The 21,977-nt window shown below is 48.6% G+C and carries 23 protein-coding genes, 1 other RNA gene and 1 pseudogene; 12 read left to right on the top strand and 13 right to left on the bottom strand.

Translation table 11 applies throughout. The features are described from left to right. Window positions 1-7 precede the first annotated feature (7 nt). From QU605_RS13420 to QU605_RS13390, 7 genes are all read left to right on the top strand, one after another. Window positions 8-958: a homoserine kinase gene (locus QU605_RS13420; RefSeq protein ID WP_289725834.1), complete on the top strand. Its 951-nt coding sequence runs from the start codon at window positions 8-10 to the stop codon at window positions 956-958. Between the two features lie 12 nt (window positions 959-970). After that, window positions 971-2,260: a threonine synthase gene (gene thrC / locus QU605_RS13415; RefSeq protein ID WP_289725833.1), complete on the top strand. Its 1,290-nt coding sequence runs from the start codon at window positions 971-973 to the stop codon at window positions 2,258-2,260. Between the two features lie 69 nt (window positions 2,261-2,329). Further along, window positions 2,330-3,415 (top strand): glycine cleavage system aminomethyltransferase GcvT, encoded by a 1,086-nt coding sequence (gene gcvT, locus QU605_RS13410; RefSeq protein ID WP_289725832.1) that lies wholly within the window; start codon window positions 2,330-2,332, stop codon window positions 3,413-3,415. A gap of 12 nt (window positions 3,416-3,427) precedes the next feature. After that, window positions 3,428-4,255, top strand: a complete 828-nt coding sequence (locus QU605_RS13405; protein ID WP_289725831.1) for a sugar nucleotide-binding protein — start codon at window positions 3,428-3,430, stop codon at window positions 4,253-4,255. A gap of 40 nt (window positions 4,256-4,295) precedes the next feature. Continuing rightward, window positions 4,296-4,589 carry a 4a-hydroxytetrahydrobiopterin dehydratase gene (locus tag QU605_RS13400; RefSeq protein ID WP_289725830.1) on the top strand — a complete coding sequence of 98 codons (294 nt, stop codon included), beginning with the start codon at window positions 4,296-4,298 and terminating at the stop codon, window positions 4,587-4,589. Window positions 4,590-4,666: 77 nt separating this feature from the next. After that, entirely contained in the window at window positions 4,667-5,377 is a 711-nt protein-coding gene (locus tag QU605_RS13395) for a YebC/PmpR family DNA-binding transcriptional regulator (RefSeq protein WP_289725829.1), read from the top strand. 195 nt (window positions 5,378-5,572) lie between these two features. Then, window positions 5,573-6,055 carry a hypothetical protein gene (locus QU605_RS13390; protein WP_289725828.1) on the top strand — a complete coding sequence of 161 codons (483 nt, stop codon included), beginning with the start codon at window positions 5,573-5,575 and terminating at the stop codon, window positions 6,053-6,055. 72 nt (window positions 6,056-6,127) lie between these two features. Here QU605_RS13390 and QU605_RS13385 read toward each other — a convergent pair whose 3' ends face one another. The 6 genes from QU605_RS13385 to QU605_RS13360 form a co-directional block, all read right to left on the bottom strand. Beyond that, entirely contained in the window at window positions 6,128-6,664 is a 537-nt protein-coding gene (locus QU605_RS13385; RefSeq protein ID WP_289725827.1) for a 1-acyl-sn-glycerol-3-phosphate acyltransferase, read from the bottom strand. A gap of 10 nt (window positions 6,665-6,674) precedes the next feature. After that, window positions 6,675-7,790, bottom strand: coding sequence for an iron-containing alcohol dehydrogenase family protein (locus QU605_RS13380; protein ID WP_289725826.1), 1,116 nt, complete (start codon window positions 7,788-7,790; stop codon window positions 6,675-6,677). A gap of 9 nt (window positions 7,791-7,799) precedes the next feature. Continuing rightward, a complete protein-coding gene (locus QU605_RS13375) occupies window positions 7,800-8,501 on the bottom strand; it encodes an HAD family hydrolase (RefSeq protein ID WP_289725825.1) in 702 nt (233 codons plus the stop codon). Then, entirely contained in the window at window positions 8,492-9,205 is a 714-nt protein-coding gene (kdsB, locus tag QU605_RS13370; protein ID WP_289725824.1) for a 3-deoxy-manno-octulosonate cytidylyltransferase, read from the bottom strand. The genes QU605_RS13375 and kdsB overlap by 10 nt, the downstream gene beginning before the upstream one ends. Window positions 9,206-9,267: 62 nt before the next feature. Then, window positions 9,268-9,843, bottom strand: a complete 576-nt coding sequence (locus tag QU605_RS13365) for a DUF4126 domain-containing protein (protein WP_289725823.1) — start codon at window positions 9,841-9,843, stop codon at window positions 9,268-9,270. 26 nt (window positions 9,844-9,869) lie between these two features. Next, on the bottom strand, window positions 9,870-11,312 hold the full coding sequence (locus tag QU605_RS13360) for an ATP-dependent DNA helicase (RefSeq protein ID WP_289725822.1): 1,443 nt from the start codon (window positions 11,310-11,312) through the stop codon (window positions 9,870-9,872). Window positions 11,313-11,413: 101 nt separating this feature from the next. On the opposite strand from QU605_RS13360, the gene QU605_RS13355 reads away from it, so the two are divergent. The 3 genes and pseudogenes from QU605_RS13355 to rsmD all read left to right on the top strand — a co-directional run. Continuing rightward, on the top strand, window positions 11,414-12,064 hold the full coding sequence (locus QU605_RS13355; RefSeq protein ID WP_289725821.1) for a hypothetical protein: 651 nt from the start codon (window positions 11,414-11,416) through the stop codon (window positions 12,062-12,064). Further along, window positions 12,042-12,872, top strand: a complete 831-nt coding sequence (locus QU605_RS13350) for a DUF3822 family protein (RefSeq protein ID WP_289725820.1) — start codon at window positions 12,042-12,044, stop codon at window positions 12,870-12,872. The genes QU605_RS13355 and QU605_RS13350 overlap by 23 nt, the downstream gene beginning before the upstream one ends. Continuing rightward, a pseudogene (gene rsmD, locus QU605_RS13345) lies at window positions 12,869-13,390 on the top strand (16S rRNA (guanine(966)-N(2))-methyltransferase RsmD); the annotation flags it as partial. The gene QU605_RS13350 and the pseudogene rsmD, both read left to right, overlap by 4 nt. Window positions 13,391-13,411: 21 nt before the next feature. Here the strand turns inward: rsmD and rnpB are convergent. Further along, window positions 13,412-13,723: RNase P RNA component class A (gene rnpB, locus QU605_RS13340), an RNA gene on the bottom strand. Window positions 13,724-13,846: 123 nt separating this feature from the next. On the opposite strand from rnpB, the gene QU605_RS13335 reads away from it, so the two are divergent. Both QU605_RS13335 and QU605_RS13330 read left to right on the top strand, forming a co-directional pair. Next, entirely contained in the window at window positions 13,847-15,724 is a 1,878-nt protein-coding gene (locus tag QU605_RS13335) for a DNA polymerase III subunit gamma/tau (protein ID WP_289725849.1), read from the top strand. Between the two features lie 128 nt (window positions 15,725-15,852). After that, a complete protein-coding gene (locus tag QU605_RS13330) occupies window positions 15,853-16,434 on the top strand; it encodes a MiaE family protein (RefSeq protein WP_289725819.1) in 582 nt (193 codons plus the stop codon). A 32-nt stretch (window positions 16,435-16,466) separates the two neighbouring features. Here the strand turns inward: QU605_RS13330 and QU605_RS13325 are convergent, their stop codons facing one another. The 6 genes from QU605_RS13325 to QU605_RS13300 form a co-directional block, all read right to left on the bottom strand. Then, on the bottom strand, window positions 16,467-17,360 hold the full coding sequence (locus QU605_RS13325; protein ID WP_289725818.1) for a Ppx/GppA phosphatase family protein: 894 nt from the start codon (window positions 17,358-17,360) through the stop codon (window positions 16,467-16,469). Next, window positions 17,347-19,434 carry a polyphosphate kinase 1 gene (gene ppk1, locus QU605_RS13320; protein WP_289725817.1) on the bottom strand — a complete coding sequence of 696 codons (2,088 nt, stop codon included), beginning with the start codon at window positions 19,432-19,434 and terminating at the stop codon, window positions 17,347-17,349. The genes QU605_RS13325 and ppk1 overlap by 14 nt, the downstream gene beginning before the upstream one ends. 3 nt (window positions 19,435-19,437) lie before the next feature. Beyond that, window positions 19,438-19,923, bottom strand: a complete 486-nt coding sequence (locus QU605_RS13315; RefSeq protein ID WP_289725816.1) for a SixA phosphatase family protein — start codon at window positions 19,921-19,923, stop codon at window positions 19,438-19,440. A gap of 53 nt (window positions 19,924-19,976) precedes the next feature. After that, entirely contained in the window at window positions 19,977-20,624 is a 648-nt protein-coding gene (pdxH, locus tag QU605_RS13310; RefSeq protein WP_289725815.1) for a pyridoxamine 5'-phosphate oxidase, read from the bottom strand. 91 nt (window positions 20,625-20,715) lie between these two features. Next, on the bottom strand, window positions 20,716-21,621 hold the full coding sequence (locus QU605_RS13305) for a ribonuclease Z (RefSeq protein ID WP_289725814.1): 906 nt from the start codon (window positions 21,619-21,621) through the stop codon (window positions 20,716-20,718). 21 nt (window positions 21,622-21,642) lie between these two features. After that, on the bottom strand, window positions 21,643-21,975 hold the full coding sequence (locus tag QU605_RS13300; RefSeq protein ID WP_289725813.1) for a ribonuclease Z: 333 nt from the start codon (window positions 21,973-21,975) through the stop codon (window positions 21,643-21,645). Window positions 21,976-21,977: the final 2 nt, after the last annotated feature.

Below are 21,977 nucleotides of genomic sequence, written 5' to 3'. Positions count from 1 at the left end.
TCCATCTATGGAATCGACTAAAATTTCAATTTTCTGCCCGGCCACTATCGCTAACCTCTCCTGTGGCTTCGATGTGCTCGGCATGGCCCTGGAGGGTATTGGAGACCGGATGAACGTTTCCCTTACCCAGGAAAAAGGAGTACAGATAACCCGGATCACAGGGGGAGACCTTCCCATGGAAGCCGAAAAAAATGTCGCAGGGGTCGCTGCCCTTGCGCTTTTGGACGCTGCCCATTATCAGGGAGGAGTCGCAATTGAAATTGAAAAAAACATCCTGCCGGGTAGCGGTATCGGAAGTAGTGCTGCGAGTGCCGCCGGAGCGGTCTGGGCGATCAACAAATTGCTGGGGGATCCTTTTACGCCTTTGCAACTTGTAGGGTTTGCCTCCCTGGGAGAAGCCCTGGCCAGTGGTTCACCACATGCCGATAATGTGGCCCCGGCCCTCTATGGGGGAATTACACTGATCCGGAGTTATGACCCCCTGGATATTGCTAAAGTCCACTGCCCTCCACTATTGCACGCAGCCTTGTTACACCCGCAAATCGAATTAAAAACCTCGGATTCCCGGAGCATTCTCAAACGCACCATCAGCCTTGAAAAAGGAATCCGGCAATGGGGTAATGTAGGGGGTTTGATTACCGGATTGTTCACTGAGGATTACGGCCTGATCAGCAGGTCTTTGGAAGATCGTATCATCGAGCCACTTCGTTCCCTGCTCATTCCCGGGTTTGACGACCTTCGCCAGGCCGCCTTAAAAGCAGGAGCCCTGGGATTTGGGATTTCAGGATCCGGACCTTCCGTTTTTGCCTTAACCACAGGACCGGAAGTTGCCCTGAACACAGAAAAGAGTCTGATAAATTGCTATCAATCCCTGGGAATTCCTTTCAAAACGTATACCTCGGCCATAAATCACAGGGGCGTTCGGCTCTGGAATTACCAGACGGATAGTGTTAAATAAGCAGCTGAAGAAATGAAGTATTACAGTCTTGGGAAACAATCTCCAGAAGTCTCCTTTAAGGAAGCAACCCTTAGGGGAATTGCCCCGGACAGGGGGCTCTATTTTCCAAAACAAATCCCGGAATTTCCCCCGGTCTTCTGGAAGAATCTGGGAGGGCGCGATTTTAATGAGGTCGCCAATGAACTCATGCAGGCCTTTACCGGAGCGTCCATCCCTGCACCCCAGCTTCGCCAGATCCTTGCAAAAACCCTGAGTTTTGAGTTCCCCTTACGGCAGCTGACAGCGCATATTTCAGTTCTGGAACTTTTTCACGGGCCTACTATGGCATTCAAGGATGTCGGAGCCACTTTCATGGCTGGTTGCTTAGGGTACTTCTCAGAACAAACAGACCGCAAAACAGTCGTTCTGGTAGCCACCAGCGGGGATACCGGCGGTGCCGTGGCCAGAGGGTTTCTAAATGTTCCAGGCGTTGAGGTCGTTATCCTCTATCCCAAAGACAAGGTCAGCGATATTCAGGAACGTCAGTTGACCACGCTCGGGGCAAATATCCGGGCGCTGAGGGTATCCGGTACTTTTGATACCTGTCAGGCCATGGTCAAACAGGCATTTCAGGATCCGGTCCTGCGCGAAAATCAGGAACTGACCTCAGCCAATAGTATTAATGTAGCCCGGTGGCTGCCCCAGATGTTGTATTACGTCAGGGCCCTACAGCAGTTGCCTGGCGAAACTACCGAACCTGTTTTTTCAGTACCCAGCGGAAATTTCGGGAATCTATGCGCCGGAATGCTCGCCTCCCACATGGGTATGCCCTGTGGCCAATTTATTGCGGCTACCAATACGAATGATACCGTGCCCAGGTTTATGAAAACCCTGGATTACCAGCCCAAACCTGCCATCCCAACCCTCTCCAATGCTATGGACGTAGCAGATCCCAGCAATTTTATCCGGATTCAGGAGCTCTTTCAGCAGGATTTTCCAAATATGGCTTCTGAACTAACGGCCACCTCCTTTACCGATGCGCAAACCCTGGAGGCCCTCCAAGAACTCTTTGCCGATTTTGGGTATATCGCAGACCCGCATGGGGCCGTAGGATACCTAGGGCTAAAGCAATACCTGAAAACACACCCGGAGGCACGGGGTATTTTCCTGGAAACCGCACATCCCATTAAATTCAGGGAAACGGTGGAATCCTGTTTAGAGACCCGCCTGGAACTCCCCGAGCAGATCAGGGGACTCCTGGATCGGGAAAAGGTTTTTACGGATATCAGCACCTATGAGGAATTGAGGGACGCACTGCGTTAAACAGCGGATTCCGCAACGGAATCTTCCAAAGATTTTCAATACTTTTACAGCCCATTAAAAACCATCACTATGAAAGAAATAGCCCTTTCAGAAACACATCGCGCCCTGGGGGCGAAAATGGTTCCTTTTGCAGGATACAACATGCCAGTTTCCTACGAAGGAGTAACAGCTGAACATCAGACCGTGCGTGAAGGAGTCGGGGTTTTTGATGTATCGCATATGGGGGAATTTCTCATCGAGGGTCCCAAAGCGCTGGAACTCATCCAGAAGGTGACTTCAAACGACGCTTCCAAGCTCGAAGTAGGCCGTGCCCAATACAGCTGCCTTCCCAACGAAACCGGGGGCATCGTTGATGACCTGATTGTATACCGGGTTAAACCTGAAACCTATCTTTTGGTGGTCAATGCTTCAAATATCGATAAAGACTGGGCACATATCTCCGGATATAACGATGCAATAGGGGCCGAAATGCGGGATTTGTCGGAGGAGTACTCCCTTCTCGCCATTCAGGGGCCAAAAGCCGCCGAGGCCATGCAATCCCTGAGTTCTGTGGATCTGGCAGGCATCCCGTTTTACCATTTTGTTGTCGGGGATTTCGCTGACGTTCCTTATGTCATTATCTCAGCAACAGGTTATACCGGGTCCGGAGGTTTTGAGATTTATTGCAAAAATGATGAAGTGCAGCAAATCTGGGATCGGGTTCTGGAAGCCGGTGCGTCCTATAGCATTAAACCCATAGGTTTGGCAGCCCGGGACACCCTCCGTCTCGAAATGGGTTATTGCCTATACGGCAATGATATAAATGATACGACATCCCCTTTGGAAGCCGGACTGGGCTGGATCACAAAATTTACCAAAGATTTTGTCAATAGCGAAGGCCTGAAAGCCCAGAAGGAAGCGGGTGTGGAGCGAAAACTGGTTGGTTTTGAGCTTTCCGAACGCGGTATTCCGAGACAGGGATATACCATTACAGATGCTGAGGGAAATGCCATAGGTGAAGTAACCTCAGGCACCATGTCCCCTTCTATGGGCAATGGAATTGGCATGGGGTATGTTCCCGTTTCGCATTCAAAAATCGGGACTCCGATCGGGATTCAAATCCGCAAAAAGAACCTGCCGGCCACCGTGGTGAAACCACCATTCTACAAAGGGTAAGCAGTATTACAGGTGCAGGAAACAGGAAAGCGAATACTGATATTGGGGGCGAGCGGTTTTCTGGGAAATGCCCTCTATAAAGAGCTCTGCAATTATTACAACACCTACGGCACCTACTTTTCCGCGAGGAGGAGTTTTGAGGATAATGGTCAATTCTTCCGGTACGACATGCAGGAAGATGACATCCACAGACTGTTACAGGAAGTAAAACCCGATTTTGTCATTTCTGCCCTCCGGGGAGATTTCGGGGCTCAGGTTCAGGCCCATGCCCATATTACAGAATACCTCAGCACGCATAAGACCCGCCTGTTCTTCCTCTCCTCGGCAAATGTCTTTGACGCCTACAGCAAGTATCCCTCCTTTGAATTTGATAAAACGCTCTCGGAGAGCATTTACGGCAGGCTGAAAATCCGAATTGAGAATATGCTGCTCAGGCTGCCTAAAGGCAAATCGGCCATACTGCGCCTGCCAATGGTTTTTGGGAATACCTCCCCCAGAATCAGGGAGATCAAACAGGCACTGGAACAGGAGCAGCCCATAGAGGTTTTTCCAAACCTGGTCATGAATGTAACCTCAGATGATAAATTTGCCCAGCAGGTCCATTATATGCTGAACCGCAATAAATCGGGTATTTACCATCTCGGATCTACGGATCTGGTGCACCATGATGACTTTATTCGGGAAGTCACAAGCCATCTCAGTCTTCGCCACCCGATCTTTAAAAGGGTTTATACCACAAACGAAGAACGGTATCTGGCCGTACTGCCAAGAGAAAATTTACTCCCGAAAAATCTGCAATTGAAGTATCAGGAGGTCATCGATAACCTGATTAAGCAATAGGCTTTGTACCTTTGGGATTCAAACTCAAAAAAGCATTGCCATGACAAAATTAACGGAAGCCCAGATCTCAGATAAACTCGCAAATCTCGAAGGGTGGGAACTCAATGACAACGCCCTGGAAACGACTTTTGAATTTCAGAATTTCAAAGAAGCCTTTACCCTGATGACCCGCATCGCCTTTGAATGTGAGGCACAGAATCACCATCCGGACTGGAGTAATGTATATAACAAACTGAACATCCGACTGAACACGCACGATGCCGGAGGCGTGACCGAAAAGGACTTTAAACTGGCAGAGACTATTGAAGCCCTGGTTTCTACAAATCCTGAATAACGCATCACAGACGCACTAAACCGCTTGGAAAAGCTTCCGCATTTTATATTTTTGAATTCGTAGAAGAAAAACTCCGTATGGGAAGAGCATTTGAATTTAGAAAAGGAAGGAAACTCAAACGATGGGCGGCCATGTCCAAAGCTTTCACGCGCATTGGGAAAGACATCGTGATGGCGGTCAAGGAAGGCGGTCCGGACCCGAACAACAATTCCCGCCTGCGGGCCGTGATTCAGAATGCCAAGGCCGTAAACATGCCCAAGGACAATATTGAAAGGGCCATTAAAAGGGCCTCTGACAAATCCCAGGGCGACTTCAAAGAGGTGCTCTTCGAGGGCTATGGCCCCCACGGAATTGCGATCCTTATCGAAACGGCCACCGATAACAATACCCGTACAGTAGCCAATATCCGCAGCTATTTCAACAAGTGCAACGGTAGCCTGGGCACATCGGGTTCCGTGGAATTTATGTTTGACCATACCTGCAACTTCTGCATCGATCCGGAGGGGTTAGACCCTGAAGAAGTGGAACTCGAAATGATCGATTTTGGAGCCGAGGAGGTGTTTGAAGATGAAGATGGCCTGCATATTTATGCCCCTTTCGAAAGTTTCGGTGCCATACAGAAGGAACTCGAAGCCCGGGAAATTGAAATCCGGTCTTCGGGCTTTGAACGCATCCCCCAGGTCACTAAAGCCCTCACGGCTGAAGAAGCTGAGGAAGTCGAAAAACTCCTCGAAAAGATCGAAGAGGACGACGACGTGCAGAATGTGTTCCACTCCATGGAGGAGTAAATTCTTCGGCGCAAAGCCCTCTAAGTTATACCTACATGCAATAACCCACTCCATTCACGGTAGGGCCGATACAGGGCTGGCTTACCCGAGGCAACCTGTGAGGCTGACGCAAATCATTGCCAGCCCCTTCACAAGCCGGTAAATTTAAAGGTGTAACAAGAAGAGGTTCTGCCTCTTCCACCAAAATTTACCACCATGAAACTTTTAAAAAATATCCTAATTGTCCTCTTTGCGGCTTTTGCGTACTCCTGCAGCTCGGATGATATTGAGGAGGATGCACTTAGCAAAGATGGCCCATTTCCGATCAGCGAATTAGCCGGTACCTGGGAGGCTACCAAAGCCCAGTTTAGTGTAAGTACTACTTCGGTGGATGTTGTAGAAGACGGGGGCACGGCCAGCATGAAGGTGCAATCCAATGGCCGCTTTACCGTAACCCTGAACCCCATAGACCGGGATGCCTATACCGTCAGTGGAGAAATGTTCTGGGAATTGTGGCAGGGCAGCTACTACTTTGCCATTGTCTGGGACGAAGAACCCGGGGACTGGGATACCTACGGTCACACCTTTAAGGACAACACCTTTTCCATTAACGGAGGGGCCGACACAGGGGAATACGATTTTGACAACGACGGGGACATGGAAGCCTGCTCCCTGCATTTCATCTTTGTGGGAACCTGAAAGGATCCGGAATGATTTGAGAGCCTGGGCCCGGTCTTTTCGGGCGTATCAGAATTTGGGTACCGTGTCCGATCAGGTGTATTCCGGTACCTTCCCAACGACGTCCTTAAAAAACTCAAGGTAAATAGGGTAATCCGTATCGTAATCCCCGCTGGGGTACATGGGTTCCGAAAAACGGACTGTTTTTTTACCGTAGTCAAAGGCGACCAGCACAATGGGAACCTCAGCGGCCACGGCTATATAATAGAACCCGGTTTTCCAGGTATCAACCTTTTTCCGAGTGCCTTCCGGGGCGAGTGCCAATCGGAATTCCTCCCGTTCCCTGAACAGGTCGGCCACAGCTTCTACCGTATCACTTCGCTTGGAGCGGTCCACAGGCGCACCCCCGGCTTTTTTGAAAAACCAGCCGAAAGGGCCTTCAAAGAGGCTTTTCTTGCCTATAAAATTGATGGGCACACCGATGAGTTCCCGAATCAGCAACCCAACTATAAAATCCATCCAATGGGTATGGGGGACCACCGCAAAGACACATTTTTTAATCCGGGGCATGGGACCTTCAAACTTCCAACCCATTATGTTGTGATAAATAAACGAGGATACAGTTTTCATGCAGGGAGGGTCAGATTTTCTGAAAGATTTCCAGGAGCTGATCCCGGCTGATTATTGACTTCCAGTCCGGGCCGAGGGCATTTTCCCAAAGCGGTTCCATGCCATAGGACACCTCTATCATGGTCTCAAAATCGGACTGAGAACAGGAACGCGTGATCTTAAGGGGCAATTCAATATGGTGTTTTCGGAGCATCTGCCTGAAAAGACGGACACCTTCCGGGTAAAATGCTTCCAAATGCTGGAATACCAAACAATTCCCAAGTCCGTGCGGAGTTCCCATCACATAGGCGAGGCCATAACTCAACGCATGGGCTATGCCAACCTGGCTGTAGGCAATACTCATTCCCCCATGCCATGAGGCCATCATCAGTTTTTCGCGGCTTTCCTCAGGGCTCAGGTCCTCTAAAAAAACCTCCTTGCAAAGTGCAAGTGCCATTTCCCCGTAACTCTGGCTAAAGGCGTTGATATAGCTGCCATTAAGGGATTCCACGCAATGGATATAGCAATCCATCCCGGTGAAAAACCACTGATCCCTGGGTACGCCTATGGTAAGGTCGGGATCGAGGATTACCTGATCAAAAGGCGTATAATCCGAATTGATACCAAGCTTTCGTTCAGGCCCCATAAGCACCGTAGTCCTGGAAACTTCAGCCCCGGTACCACTAAGTGTCGGCACCCCTATATGGTATACCGCGGGAGTATTGACCAAATCCCATCCCTGATATTCAGCTGAACTTCCCGTATTATTTACCATTATCGCAACCGCCTTTGCCAGGTCCAGGAGTGTACCTCCTCCGATCCCCACGACGGCTACCGGCAAGTCTGAAGCATTTCGGGTGATGTGAGCCGCCAGGGCATCCACCTGCTCTGTTTTGGGTTCCTCTTTGGCAGAGATAAGGATTAACAAGTCCTGCTCCATGGAAGGAATCCGCCCATGCAAATGCGTATCTTCAAAAACATCATCCATCAGGAAAACCACGATACCCTCAGCGTCTCCCCTTAGCGGCTCCAGAATTTCATCCAGCTGATCAAAACTTCCCGATCCGAACACTACACGGGAAACCATGGGAAAGTTTCTGGGCTTACTTCCCTGCAGGGCAGCTTTTATATTCAGCGAATCCTTCATTTTGCGCTTCTAATTCAGATATTTCAAGAGATCTCGTAAACTCGAAATCGTCAGGTGATTATTTGTATGCTCTTCCGGACGCACCTCTTCATGGGCCCAGGTGGTATGGAAGGGCACGTGAATGGCCCGGGCCCCGAGCTCCAGTATGGGCAGCACATCAGACTTAAGGGAATTACCCACCATCAGGAATTCGGAAACCCCGATTTCCAAATGCTCCAGCAGCCTGCTGTAATTATCGGGTTTTTTATCGCTGAGCACTTCCACATGGTGAAAATAGTCGATCAGGCCGGATTTTTCCAGTTTGCGCTCCTGATCGAGCAAATCCCCTTTGGTCAACACCAGCAATCGATATTTTGGAGCCAGGGCTTCGAGAACTTCCTGAACCCCGTCCAGTAATTCGAGATTGTGGGCGATCATTTCTTTACCCAGATCCAGGATCCGGCTGATCGTTTCCTGCGAAACCCTGCCGTTCGAAAGTTGAAGAGCGGATTCAATCATTGAGAGCATAAAACCTTTGATTCCATACCCGTACAACTGCAGGTTGCGCATCTCCATTTTAAAGAGTTCCTGATCTATGGTGTTTTTGGTTTCGTAGGGTTCCAGCAATTCCGCAAAGGCCGCCTCGGCCTGGCGGAAATACGTTTCATTGACCCAGAGCGTATCGTCGGCATCAAAACCTATGGTTGTTATGTCCTTAAAATTCAGCTCCATGCCGCTTTTGCCCTTTCAAGGTCTTCAGGGGTATCGATTTCGATGCCCGAAACCCGGGTTTGAACCATTTTGATTTTCTTCCCATACTCCAGAAAGCGTATCGCCTCGATTTTTTCAACAGCCTCAAGGGGTAACATGGGCAATCTCCTGAAATCGAGTAGTGCCCGTTTGCGAAAGGCATACACGCCTTTGTGTTTATAATAGGTGGCCCTGGGTTTTTCTGCCCTTTGATAGGGAATGGGTGCACGGGAAAAATACAGTGCAAACCCGTCTTTATCGGTGATGACCTTTACCGTATTGGGATCCATAATTTCAGCTGGTTCGGTGATCTCAGTCATCAGGGAAGCCAGGTCTATCTCCTTTTCCGGGTCTTCATGGAATACGTGGATCAGTTTTTCCAGGCTCTCCCGCTCTGTAAAGGGTTCGTCTCCCTGTACATTGACCACAATGTCTGTTTCCAGATCCGTCACGGCTTCGGCCAGGCGGTCACTACCGGTCTCGTGCTCCTGCCGGCTCATGACAACCTTCCCTCCTTCCCCGATTACGGCCTCTGCAATAATATCGCTATCTGTCACTACAATGATATCGTCAAAAAGTCCGGTATCCCTGGCAGCTTCATAAGTACGCACAATAACAGGCTTTCCGGCAAGGTCCTTCATGAGTTTACCGGGAAAACGCGTAGCCGCATAGCGGGCTGGTATCATCGCAATTATTTTCAAAGTGCTTCGCTTAAGTGGTGGATTTTAACAAAGGTACATTTATCTTCTTACCGGGAACCCCGGCGTTCTGGTCTTAATTTGCGATATATCCGAAACACAAAGGCGAGAACGACAATCACAAGGAGGGTTGCCAGCACCGGTGCCAGAATGGAAACAAGGCTAATGGTGGTGGCCGCAGCTGTTTCTACTGCTGATACCGCCGGATTGGCAATACCTCCCGTGCTGACCGTTGAAGTCAGGCGTGTGCCTGCCGCAGCGCCTTTGATTACAGAGGCTGTGCCTCCTCCTGCAATTATCGCCAGGGTCCAAGTAATTACGGGGTCCATACCAGTGAGGGTGGACACCATAACTGCGGTACCTGCGAGAGCAGCCAGGGGAATAGCAAGGGAATCCAATAGGTTGTCAATCCAGGGAATGAAATACCCGAAAACCTCTGCCAGGGTAGCTACACCGGTAATGACTATTGCGGTAAGGCTCCCCATCCACTCCCAGTTCTCATTGAGCTCCCAAAGACCGGCATATGATGCCAGGGAGAGGGCGAAAAGCGGTACAAAAACACGAAATCCGGCTGAGGCAGCCAGGCCGATTCCCAAAAAAACACTCAACATAGTTTCCCCACTCATCCCGATGGCTTTTGCACTAAAATAAGTTATTCGTCATTGAGAAAAAAATCGGACTGAAAGCCTATGAGATACAAGCGGTTACGGGCCCTGGTTACCGCCGTATAAAGCCATCGCAGGTATTCCCGGTCCGGGGGGCCTGAAAGATACGGCTGTTCGGCAAAGACGGTTTCCCACTGCCCACCCTGGGCCTTATGGCAGGTTATGGCATAGGAAAATTTTACCTGTAAGGCATTAAAGAAGGAATTGTTTTTAATGGCCAGGAATTTCTTATACCCGGATTTCTCGTGCTGATAATCCTTCATCACCTCCTGGTACAACCGGTTTGAGTCTTCGTACGTAAGAGAAGGGCCGTCTGTGGCAATGGTATCGAGCAGTAAAACAGTTTCAAAAGGCTCCATTCCCGGATAATCAACCATCCGTACCCTTACCTCAGCAAAGCGAAACCCATAGAGGTCTTTAAAAGCAAAAATCTCAAGGATTTCCAGAATATCTCCGTTGGCGATGAAACCCGCTTCAGAGCTGCTTTTGAGCCAGAAATAGTTGTTTTTAACCACCATCATATAATCCCCGACCGACAATTCGTTTTCGAGGAATAAGAGGCGGCTTCGAATATTCTGATTGTAGAGATTCGCCCGTTTATTTGAACGGACAATCACAGCTGTTTCCTCCTTCCCGCTGCTGGAGAAGGCATCGTTCAGGGCGTCCTGGATTTCATAGCCATCCGTGAGGCGCACAATATCCGAATAACCCGATAACTCAAAGCGAAAGTTCGCCTCAGAAAGAAGTTCCCTGATCGTTTCCCTCAGACGGGTGGCATTCATCAGGATGCCTGACCCTTCCGCCTGTCGCATGACTTCATCCAATTCTATTTCCTTTACATCTTTCCCGTACTGCAGTTCCAGGCGGGAAGCATCCAGAGCAGGGCTCAGGGAGAGTTTAACTGGCGGGAGCTGGGCCGTATCGCCGATGAGGATCAATTGGCATTTATGCCCAGAGGAGACAAACGAAATCAGGTCGTCAAGGAGAGAATTGGTATTTCCTTTGGCCGTATCTACCGGTGTATCGGGAATCATGGAGGCCTCATCCACAAGGAATACCGTATTGCGGTGACGGTTGGGTGCCAGGGTAAAGCGCACGCCGCCTGACCGGTCTTTTTTAGGAAAGTATATCTGTCTGTGGATCGTATGCGCCTTAGCACCGGTATAGGCAGACATTACCTTTGCCGCCCTCCCTGTTGGTGCCATTAGCAATGCCTTTTTGCGGATATGCCAGAGGTTCTTTATCAGGGTACCCAAAAGGGTCGTTTTTCCCGTACCTGCATATCCCTTGAGAAGAAAAATCTGCCGTGTATCCCCTTCGACCAGGAAATCGGCCATTGCACTGAGCGCCTGATCCTGTTTATCGGTAGGGGTATGTGGAAATTTTTCTTTTAAAAGTCTAAGAAACTTAGTTGCCGAAAGGGAATCCATAGGCGCTCAAAGATAGGGATGATTTTAGGGGAAACTCTTTCACGGTTAAAAAAAAATTGTAGATTTGTGTTTAACCAAAAGTCAACTTAACACTTTCTAAAATGAAATCCATATTTCAGATTGTTCTTTGGATCATATGCATTTTTCTAGGGTATATGATTTACAGGTCTGTCACCGGACCCATCGAGTTTGATAAAATCAAGAAAGAACGATTTGCTGAGGTTATCGACCGCCTGAAAGACATACGCAATGCGCAAGACGCTTTTAAGACGGTCAACGGACGGTATGCTAACAACTTCGAAAGCCTTGTGGCTTTTGTCGATACAGCAAATTATACCATCACGCAGCAAAGGGATTCCTCATTTATGGAATACGATAAGGTATATCAGATTGACATGCTCAAGGAAGTTAAGATTATCGACACCCTGGGGTTTGTCTCTGTAAAGGACTCCCTCTTTAAAGACAGCGACAGGTACAAGAGTATGATGAACGTACCCTATGCTGCCAACAATGAGAAATTCACCATGAAGGCGGATATCATCGAGAAAAGTGGTTACAGGGCCCCTGTATACGAAGCTAAGGTTGCCAAAAACATCGTGCTGCATGACCAACCCAAGGATTTACTCTCCAGAGAGAATGCTCAGGTTAGTGTAGAAGAAGTAAACGGCAGTGAAATCAAAGTAGGATCCCTTACCGAGGTGAGCACCAGTGGAAACTGGCCCCCTATTTATGACAAAAAAGGAGATCAATAAAGGTCGGGAAGATCGGCCTAACGGATATTTTAAATTGTCCATTCAGGTGAGCCTGAATGGACTTTCTTTTTGTGTGCTCGACACCATCGCCAATTCCCTGGTTCTTACCCATGTCCGGCGCTTTGAAAAAGAAATAAGTCCTTTTGAGCTTCACAAAGTAATACGCGCAGATTTTGAAGAAAAAGGAGTTCTGGACTACTCCTATTCGGAGGTCATCAGCATCCATCGCAATACGCTCTTTGCCCTGGTCCCAATGCCCCTTTTTGATCCGGAGCAACTGCCCAATTACCTGAAGTACAACGCCAAGATTCTCGGCACGGATCATCTGGATTATGACCCGATTCAGGGTTTGGATTCGGCCAATGTCTACGTTCCCTTTACCAATGTCAATAACTACCTCTTTGATCAATTCGGGGAGTTTGAATTCAAACACAGCGGGACAGTATTATTGGAGACCCTTCTAAAACTGCCTAGCAGCCGACAAGGGACCCTGGCGTATTTACATCTGGCTGAGTCACAGATGGACCTGGCGGTTTTTTCGAATAAGAAACTTCTGTTTTATAACTCATTTATTTTCAGCAGTCCTGAAGATATTATGTACTTCCTGCTCTTTGCTCTGGAGCAATTGGAACTGGATCTGGATATACTTAAACTCCGCCTCCTCGGAGAGGTGACAGAGGGAGACCGGATTTATGAACTCTGTACAGAATACCTGGAAAATGTATCCTTTTTTATACCGCCTGATACATCATTCTCCACAATGGCTGAAGGGGACGGGATTGACTTCACCCTGATCAGCGCCCTGTGATACGTATAATATCCGGAATCCATAAAGGAAGGCGGCTGAAGGCCCCCAAGAATCTCCCGGTAAGACCCACCACGGACAGGGCGAAAGAGTCTCTTTTCAACATTCTCGGACATGCGATTTACTGGCCGGATACTTCGGTGCTCGACTTGTTTGCCGGAACCGGCAACCTGAGCTATGAATGCGCTTCCAGGGGTGCTAAGCGCATTATCGCCGTGGATGCTCACCCAGGATGCGCGAAGTTTATCGAACAGACGAGCGAATTACTCAAATTGCCCATTACGGTCTACAAAAGGGATACCCTTACCTTTTTAAGGCAGAGCAGGGATTCTTTTGACCTGATTTTTGCAGATCCGCCCTATGATTTTTCGGAGGAACAACTCGGTGAACTCACCTCCCTGTGCCTGGATGGAGCCCTGCTCAAAGATGAAGGCCTTTTTGTTCTGGAGCACAGTTCTGCAAGAGATTTGAGTCACCTGCCCGGATTCGAGCAAGTTCGCAAATACGGGAGCAGCAGTTTTAGCTTTTTCAGAAGTACTGAAAAAAACAGCAGGTCATAAGCCGGATTCTGTCTACCTGGCCCAAAGGCCGGGACTCCTGTCATTTATCTGGACCCCTGGTTACCCAGAGGTTCGATCCGCCTACCCGTCGGCTCAGGCGTGCAGCCTTCAATTGCCGAACTACATGGCGTTGCACCGCATAGAGTTTGCCGATTTCACTACAGCCGAACTGTACTTGCTTTCTGTTGCACTGGTCCGCACCTCACGGTGGACGGGCGTTACCCGCTATGCTGCACTACGGTGTCCGGACTTTCCTCCCCGACACAAAGCCGGGGCGACAGGTCGACCTGCTGTGGTGCAAAGGTACCTTTAATTGTTGATAAATTAGGTAATCCGCCTTCCGATCCGGCCCGGATTTCGGATGTGATATGTATATTTGTGAGAAGGCAAAAACCTTTGAGCCCAGCGCAATAGATGATGGAACCCTTTATCGTATCAGCACGAAAATACAGACCTCAGCAATTTGAGGAAGTCGTTGGTCAGCAGACCATTACTGAAACCCTGATAAATGCCATTGAAAAAAATCATCTGGCTCAGGCACTGTTGTTTTGCGGCCCCAGGGGAGTTGGAAAAACGACATGTGCACGAATTCTGGCCAAGAAGATCAATGAAGATGGAAATGAGCGCGAAGGAGAAGACTTTGCCTTCAATATTTTTGAGCTGGATGCCGCTTCGAACAACTCTGTGGATGATATTCGAAACCTCACCGATCAGGTACGGATTCCGCCACAAACCGGGAAATACAAGGTCTACATTATCGATGAAGTCCACATGCTTTCCCAGAACGCATTCAACGCTTTTCTGAAAACGCTGGAAGAACCGCCCAGTCACGCCATATTTATCCTGGCCACCACCGAAAAACACAAGATCATCCCAACCATACTATCCCGGTGTCAGATCTTTGATTTTAAACGAATTACCACGGCCGATGCCGTAGCTTACCTGAAAACTATCGCTCTGGAACAAGGTATCGAAGCCGAGGAAGAGGCCTTGCATATTATCGCCCAAAAAGCCGATGGTGCCATGAGGGATGCCCTCTCCATATTTGACAGGGTGGTTAGTTTTGCGGGCAACACCCTCACCCGGAAGGCTGTAGCGGAGAACCTCAATGTACTGGATGTAGAAGTGTACTTCCGGGCCACTGAGCTGATCCTGACGCACAATATCCCCGGGCTGCTGCTTTATTTTAACCAGATCCTAAGCGCCGGTTTTGACGGCCATCATTTTATTAACGGACTCTCCTCCCACTTCAGGGACCTAATGGTATGCCGGGATGCCCAGACGATTTCCCTGCTGGACACAAGTGATTCGGTTAAACAACAATTTTTGGAACAGGCCAAAAACGTAGATTCAGACTTTCTCATTACGGCCCTGGATCTGGCTAATGCCTGCGAACTCAATTATAAAGCCAGCAGTAACCACAGACTCCTCGTGGAATTATGCCTGATGCAACTGGCGTCCATTGGAGCCACTGAAAAAAAAAAGGACAATAGGCAGGACATCCCCCTGATTCCAGCCTCAGAATTCCATCACAGGGAAACCGTGCCTCCCCCACCCTTCCCGGATTCAGGTGCAAGGACCAATACCACTCCACCCGACCCCATCAGGACGCAGACTGAACCTGCTATTGCCGAAAACAGTGTTGAGGACCACAACAGGAAAGACGTCATCCATGAGGAGCAAAGCATGAACGTAACCACTCCTGAGGCGGCTGGACAGGCGGAATTCAATCCTGAGCAGGCCGATCTTCCAGAAAGCAGCCCTGTAGCGGGTAATGAACGTGAAGCGACAGTTGAAGCTCCTCTGAAGATCTCCCAAAAAGGTAAAAAAGGGGCAAAGGTCTCCGGGCTTTCCCTTTCCTCCATCCGGGCTAAAAAATTATATGAGGCCCAAAAAAGAGCCCGGCAGCCGGAACCTGAAGACTTACCGGAAGATCCCGTGGACGAGGAACAACTGATTCAATTATGGAATGCGTTTATCGAGCGGACCGAGTCCAAAGGAAAAAAGATTTTGGCTTCCAGCCTGGCCACGGACACCCCTAAATTACAAGAGGGACATTATATCCTTATCGAGCTGCCCAACAGCACCATGAAAAAGGAAGTGGAAAGGGATCAACTGGACCTGATGACCTATCTTAGAAAATCCCTTAATAACTACAGCCTGCAACTCCGGGTTTCCGTCAATGAGGAAACCGCCCGTCAGTACGCCTTTACGCCAGAGGAGAAATATCAGAAGCTCAAGGAGAAAAACCCGGCTATCGATCTGCTCCGTCAGACATTTGATTTGGATTTATAGCAGGGCCATCGACAATGGCTCCCATCTGCAGTCCGCACGGATCAGGGAAAAGGGGCCCGCTTCCATATAAAATTCCCGTTTAGTTACTGCGCAGGATTCTTTTTACCTTTGCCGGAAATACCATTTTTATGCTCGGGTTAAAGCTACCTACCGATCCGCGTTGGGTCAATATCGTTGAGAAAAATATTGATGAAATCCTTACAGATCACGCATTCTGTGAGCAAAAGGCTGCCAGTACGGCCATTTCACTGATTGTCAGTTTCCCGGAATACCCTGACCTTATCCAGGAAATGATCGCGCTTTCCAGGGAAGAAATGGGACATTTTAAAATGGTCCACGACCGCATTCTCAAACGCGGGAAAACGCTGGGGCGCTATCGGAAAGATGAATACGTGCTTAAACTTCTGAAGTTCTTCCCCAGTGGGGGAAAACGAACAGATCAACTTATTCATCGTCTGCTCTATGCTGCCCTGATAGAGGCCCGAAGCTGCGAGCGGTTTCGCCTGCTCTCTGAACAGCTACAGGACAAGGATCTTGCAGAATTCTACAGAAAACTAATGATTAGTGAAGCAGGGCATTATACCATGTTCCTCACCTTTGCGAGAAAATACGGAAACCGGGAAGAGGTCGATAAAAAATGGGGAGATCTACTGGCCTATGAGGCAGAGATCATGAAGGATCTGGGAACATCGGAAACCGTACATGGGTAATACCCGACATACAAGGGAAATTGCCTTTTCAATCAATACCCCATCTCCCTAAAATACAGGTCCCGAATAATTCCATCTGCCAACCCAATCTGGGGGACATGAATTTTTTTGACCCCACTCCATTTGGCCGTCAGTAAAAATATTTGTGTGGCCGGAAGGATGACATCTGCACGATCCGGGTTTAGCCCGAGTTCAGAAATGCGCTCATCGTAAGTCATGCTTTCTAAAAAATGATACTGCGCATTGAGCCAGATGTAGGACAAAGGCTGTCCGATTTTCCGTCCGGACATTTTATGGAGTTTATTGATATTCCCGCCTGAACCTATAATTGAAAGCTTGGGCCTTCCCGCAGTCGCTCCCTGAATCCATTCGCGTAATTCCTTCCATTCAGCCTCTGCCACCAATTCCTTGATCAGGCGGACGGTTCCGATCTGAAACGACCTTGACAACACGGGTTCCCCACCTGAAAACACCGTAAATTCCGTACTCCCCCCACCCACGTCCACGTAGAGGTAATTCGCGTCCTGTTGTATCAGTTGGGCAAGGTCTGTACCGGCGATAATGGAAGCCTCTTCCTGCCCATCTATCAACTCCACCTCCATACCGGTTTCCTTGAATATGCGTTCCGTAATCTCAGGTCCGTTAGCGGCTTCCCTGAGCGCAGAAGTGGCGCAGGCCCGGTATTTCTCAACCCCACTCACTTCGATCAGCAATAAAAAAGCCTTGAGGGTTTTGACGATGCGCCGGACATTCTCCTCTGATATCGTCCCAATTCCAAAACTATCTTCTCCCAGGCGAACGGGAACGCGGACCAGGGCGTTTTTAAAAAATTGTACGGGCCGCTGCGGGGTTTCCACAATATTATGCACCAGAAGGCGCATCGCATTGGAACCGATATCAATAGCCGCATACTTACGTACCTTCACCAGACTGAATTAAATGCCGCTCATAATAGTCATACATCTCGAACTGAGATCGAAAATCAGGCGCATCCGTTTTCCGATATCCGTTGGTCTGTTCCGCGTCAAAGACCCGGGCTTTCACATTGTCCTTCCAGGAAATCTCAAAGGTCTCTATGAGTTCCTTCCGAATCGCCTCATCATAAATGGGGCAACCAACCTCGACGCGATAATCGAGGTTACGGGTCATCCAATCCGCTGAGGAAATATAGACCCTGGGATCACCGTCATTTCCAAAAATGAAAATCCTCGGATGCTCAAGAAATTTATCTACGACACTAATGGCTTCTATATTCTCGCTCATACCGGGGATTCCCGGAATAAGACAGCAAATCCCACGGATGATCAGCTGAATTTTTACCCCGGCGTTACTGGCTTCATATAACAGATCGACCATATCGTAAGAGGTGAGGCTATTCATCTTTATTTTGATGTAAGCTTCCCTCCCCGACTGTGCATTATCGATTTCCGTATCGATGAGTTTTTTAAAGCGACTCCGGGTGTAATGAGGTGAGACGATCAGGTGTTTGTACTTGTAGATCTTATAGGACGTCTCAAAGAAATTAAAGACTTTATTAAGCTCCTTCAGAATGGGCTCATGGGCCGTAAACAGGGTGTAATCCGTATAAATACGGGCGGTGTTTTCATTAAAATTACCCGTGCTGATAAATCCATATCGCCTGAGGGTCCCGCCCTCCTCTCGTTCTATTACACAGATTTTGCTGTGGACCTTAAGGCCGGGTACCCCGAATATCAGGCGAATGCCTTCCTCCTGCAGCTGTTCTGCATACTCGATATTGGCGCGCTCGTCAAATCGCGCCTGCAATTCAATCTGAACCGTTACCTGTTTTCCGTTTTTAGCCGCGTTGATCAGGGAAGCGGCAACCTGGGAATTATTGGCGAGGCGGTACACCGTTATTTTAATGGTTCGCACTTTCGGGTCCAGCGCCGCCTCCCTGAGGAATTTAATCACATACATAAACGTATGATAGGGCGCATATTGCAGATGGTCTTTCTCGGCAATGCGATCGAAGAGACTGCCATCCAAAGTAAGGCCTTTTACAGGAAGGGGTTTTATTCGGTCGTACATCAGGTCTGATCTCCCGAGACTTGGGAAGCCCATATAATCCCTTCGATTGTGATACCTTCCCCCCGGAATAACACTATCCGTGTCCTCGATATTCATCTTTTCCTTCAGGAAATTCAAGGTATCCGCTTCAATGGAACTGTCGTAGACAAAACGCACCGGATCGCTGATTTTTCGGTTTTCAACGCTGCTGGAAATCTTTTCGATAAAACTTTTGCTCAGATCATTGTCGATATCCAGTTCCGCATCCCGGGTAATCTTAATCATATGTGCTGAAACGGATTCGTAGGAAAACATATTAAAAATAGTTTTCAGGGAATATCGGATCAGGTCATCCAAAAGGATGATATAATTCCGATTGCCCTCCTTCGGCAGCACTATGAAACGATCTATTTCCTTCGGAATCTCGATAAGGGCATACTGGTTCTGCCCGCTGTTCTGCGGTTCATCCGAGGAATCACTCAAGACCATTTTCACAGCCAGATAGGCTGCGGTATCCTTCAGGTTGGGAAATTCAATAACACTATTGAGAATGATGGTCATCAGGGAAGGCCCCACATTTTGTATAAAATAGGTCTTCAGAAAGGGCTCCTGATGTGGCTGAATTTCTGTTTCATCGATCAGATATATATTCTCTTCCTGCAATTCCTCTTCAATTTGCTTGAGGATCACCTGGCTGTCCTTCTGTTGCCGGATAACAATACTGGTGATCTCATCCAAGAGGTCTTTGGCCCTTTCTCCCCCCAAAACACTTTTCCCAGACTTCCCTGCCTGTACAATTCGTTTGACTGTGGCGTACCGCACCTTGAAAAATTCATCCAGGTTGTTGGAAAAAATCCCCAGAAATCGAAGGCGTTCGATCAGGGGAACCTTTTTGTCCATACTCTCCTGCAAAACACGCTCGTTAAATCGCAACCAGCTGATTTCCCTGTTTACATATTGATATTTATCCATTGTTTATCTCAAGTGTTTCGGAAAAACCGTCTTTTCGGTTGTGCCGTAGGAAATTTCTTTCCATGATTCTACTGGAAAATTAAGGACCACCACGCCGCAGGTCGGTACATTATCCAGGTATTTGCTGCCCCATTTATTGGCAATATGCGTCATGGCATTGTTATGACCAAAGAGCATGACCTTCTCCAGGGATTCGTCCAGATTTTTGATGTGCGCACTTACAGCCCCTCCCGAAAAATCATATAACTCTTTTTCCACCTGAAGGGAATCCATGGGCAGGTTGAGTTGGCGCATCAGGATCATACAGGTATGAAGAGCCCGGTTTGCCGGGCTTGAAAAAATGGCATGTACACCTGTTACATCCTTTTGAATGGCTTCTGAAATAAGGTGTGCATCGGATATTCCGCGCTCACCAAGTGGCCGGTCTGCGTCTTTTACATCGTATTCCCAGGAGGACTTGGCATGCCGTACCAAGATTAATTCTTTCATTTTTCTTCAATCGGTTAGGGTTGTTGTTTGTCATTCCATCAGCTCTATTGACCTCAGGGCGCCAGGCGCTCCCGTTTCCAGTTATAGTCTTCCTTTAATTCATAGCGGATCCGATCGTGTAATCGATTCGGTCGCCCCTGCCAGAATTCCATAGACTGTGGCCTGACCAGAAAGCCTCCCCAATAGGGGGGCCTGGGAATCTCCCTGCCATGATATTTTTCTTCTAAGGACCGCAGTTCCTCCTCGAGGGTCTCACGGGAGGATATCACTTCGCTTTGAGGTGATACGATGGCTCCAAGCTTACTTCCCTCTGGCCGTGATTCAAAATAACCATCAGAAAGGTTTTCTGCAAGTTTCTCGGCTATACCTTTTATGATAATCTGTCGTTCCATATGCGGCCAGAAAAAGGAGAGACAGAGCCTTGGGTCTGCCGCGATCGCCTTACCCTTTTCGCTTTCGTAATTGGTATAGAATACGAACCCCTCAGCGGTGAATCGTTTTAGGAGTACCACCCGGCTTTTGGGGAAACCATCAAGGCCTTTGGTCGCAACCGTCATGGCATTGGGCTCATCCGTACTGCCACTGTGCTCTATTTCGTAGAACCATTTCCTGAAGAGTTCCAGTGGATTTTCAGGTACGTTGGACTCCAGCAATTGCTCTTTGTCGTAGACTTTACGGTAATTTCCAAGATCTTCGTGCATACGTTACATCAGGATGGGTAAGGTACAAACAAAAATGCCAAAAAGCTTCCGAATCACAAAGGCAGAAACCCATAGATTCGATCAATGGAGACTACCACTGGAATACGGCACCCTCCTCTGCCAGCTCAACGCCCGGGAAGTGCTCCTGCGCCTCTTTCCGAAAAGATTCCAAATCGGTATAGCGGGTAGAATAGTGTCCGAGGATAAGCCGGCCGACTCCGGCATCCCTGGCAATACGGGCAGCTTCTTCGGCCGTGGAGTGCTTTGTTTTGCGGGCCAGGGCAGCCTCACTTTGCAGAAATGTGGATTCGTGGTACAGGACATCCACCCCTTTGATCTGGGGGATCAACCCGGGATCAAAAGCCGTGTCACTGCAATAAGCATAGCCTTTAGGAGGTGGAGGGGGCTCCGTAAGCAGGGCATTCGCAATAGGGTTTCCCTGGGCATCAGGAACATCTGATCCCTGTTTTATTTTCCGGTAATACGCTTTTTCAATCCCCAATTGCTCCGCTACATCTATCTTTAGTTTTCGGTCCCCCCTGGATAGTTTAAAAAGGAAACCATTGGTATAGATACGATGATCCAGGGGCAGGGTGTGAACACAAAGGGAAGCATCCTCGAAGATAAGCTCGGAATCCGGGCTGGACAATTCGTGAAAATGAAGTGGAAAATTCGTCCAGGAATCTCCGAGTTTCAAAAGAAGGGTAATCGCTTCCCGAATTCCTTTAGGTCCGTAGATATGCAGTGGTTTTTCCCTGCCGAGAAGCCTGAAGGAAGCTATAAGTCCGGGAAGGCCAAAAAAATGATCTCCGTGAAGATGAGAGATAAAAATATGTTCAATACGGCTGAAACGCACTTTGAATCTGCGGAGCTGCATTTGTGTACCCTCACCACAATCGATAAGGACCAGGTGTTTGCCTGCCTCCAGCACCTGACCACTTGGCGGTGTCTGAAATCTGGGAGTGGCCGCATAGCACCCCAGTATCTGTAAACGCATTCCCGGACCGCTCCCCATAGGTCAGAGGTCGAGATCCCTTTCTATTTCCTCCATTTCAATGATGTCCCGTGCTTCCTGCAGGGTGGGTGCCAGACTGATCTCCTCGGGGATATCGTCCGGAGCAACCGAATTGCTCACCAGCACAAAAGATTTACCACTACCCCTATGCTGGTTCGAGAGATCCATAAATTCGAGCAAATCCGAAGTGGAAAGGGTTCCGAATGAAAATAAGTTTAGGATCAGGTGGTCGTTTTTAACCTTGTGGTACTCCTGATTCAGATTTTTCAGGAATGTCGCAAGGGAGGCCTTTTCCTGCATCACGATGGTGATATTCCCATCTTTGTCAAAAATCATAT

Origin of the sequence: Robiginitalea aurantiaca (assembly GCF_030380815.1) — a bacterium.
Lineage (GTDB): Bacteria > Bacteroidota > Bacteroidia > Flavobacteriales > Flavobacteriaceae > Robiginitalea > Robiginitalea aurantiaca.
This window is presented reverse-complemented; position numbering and strand designations above follow the sequence as displayed.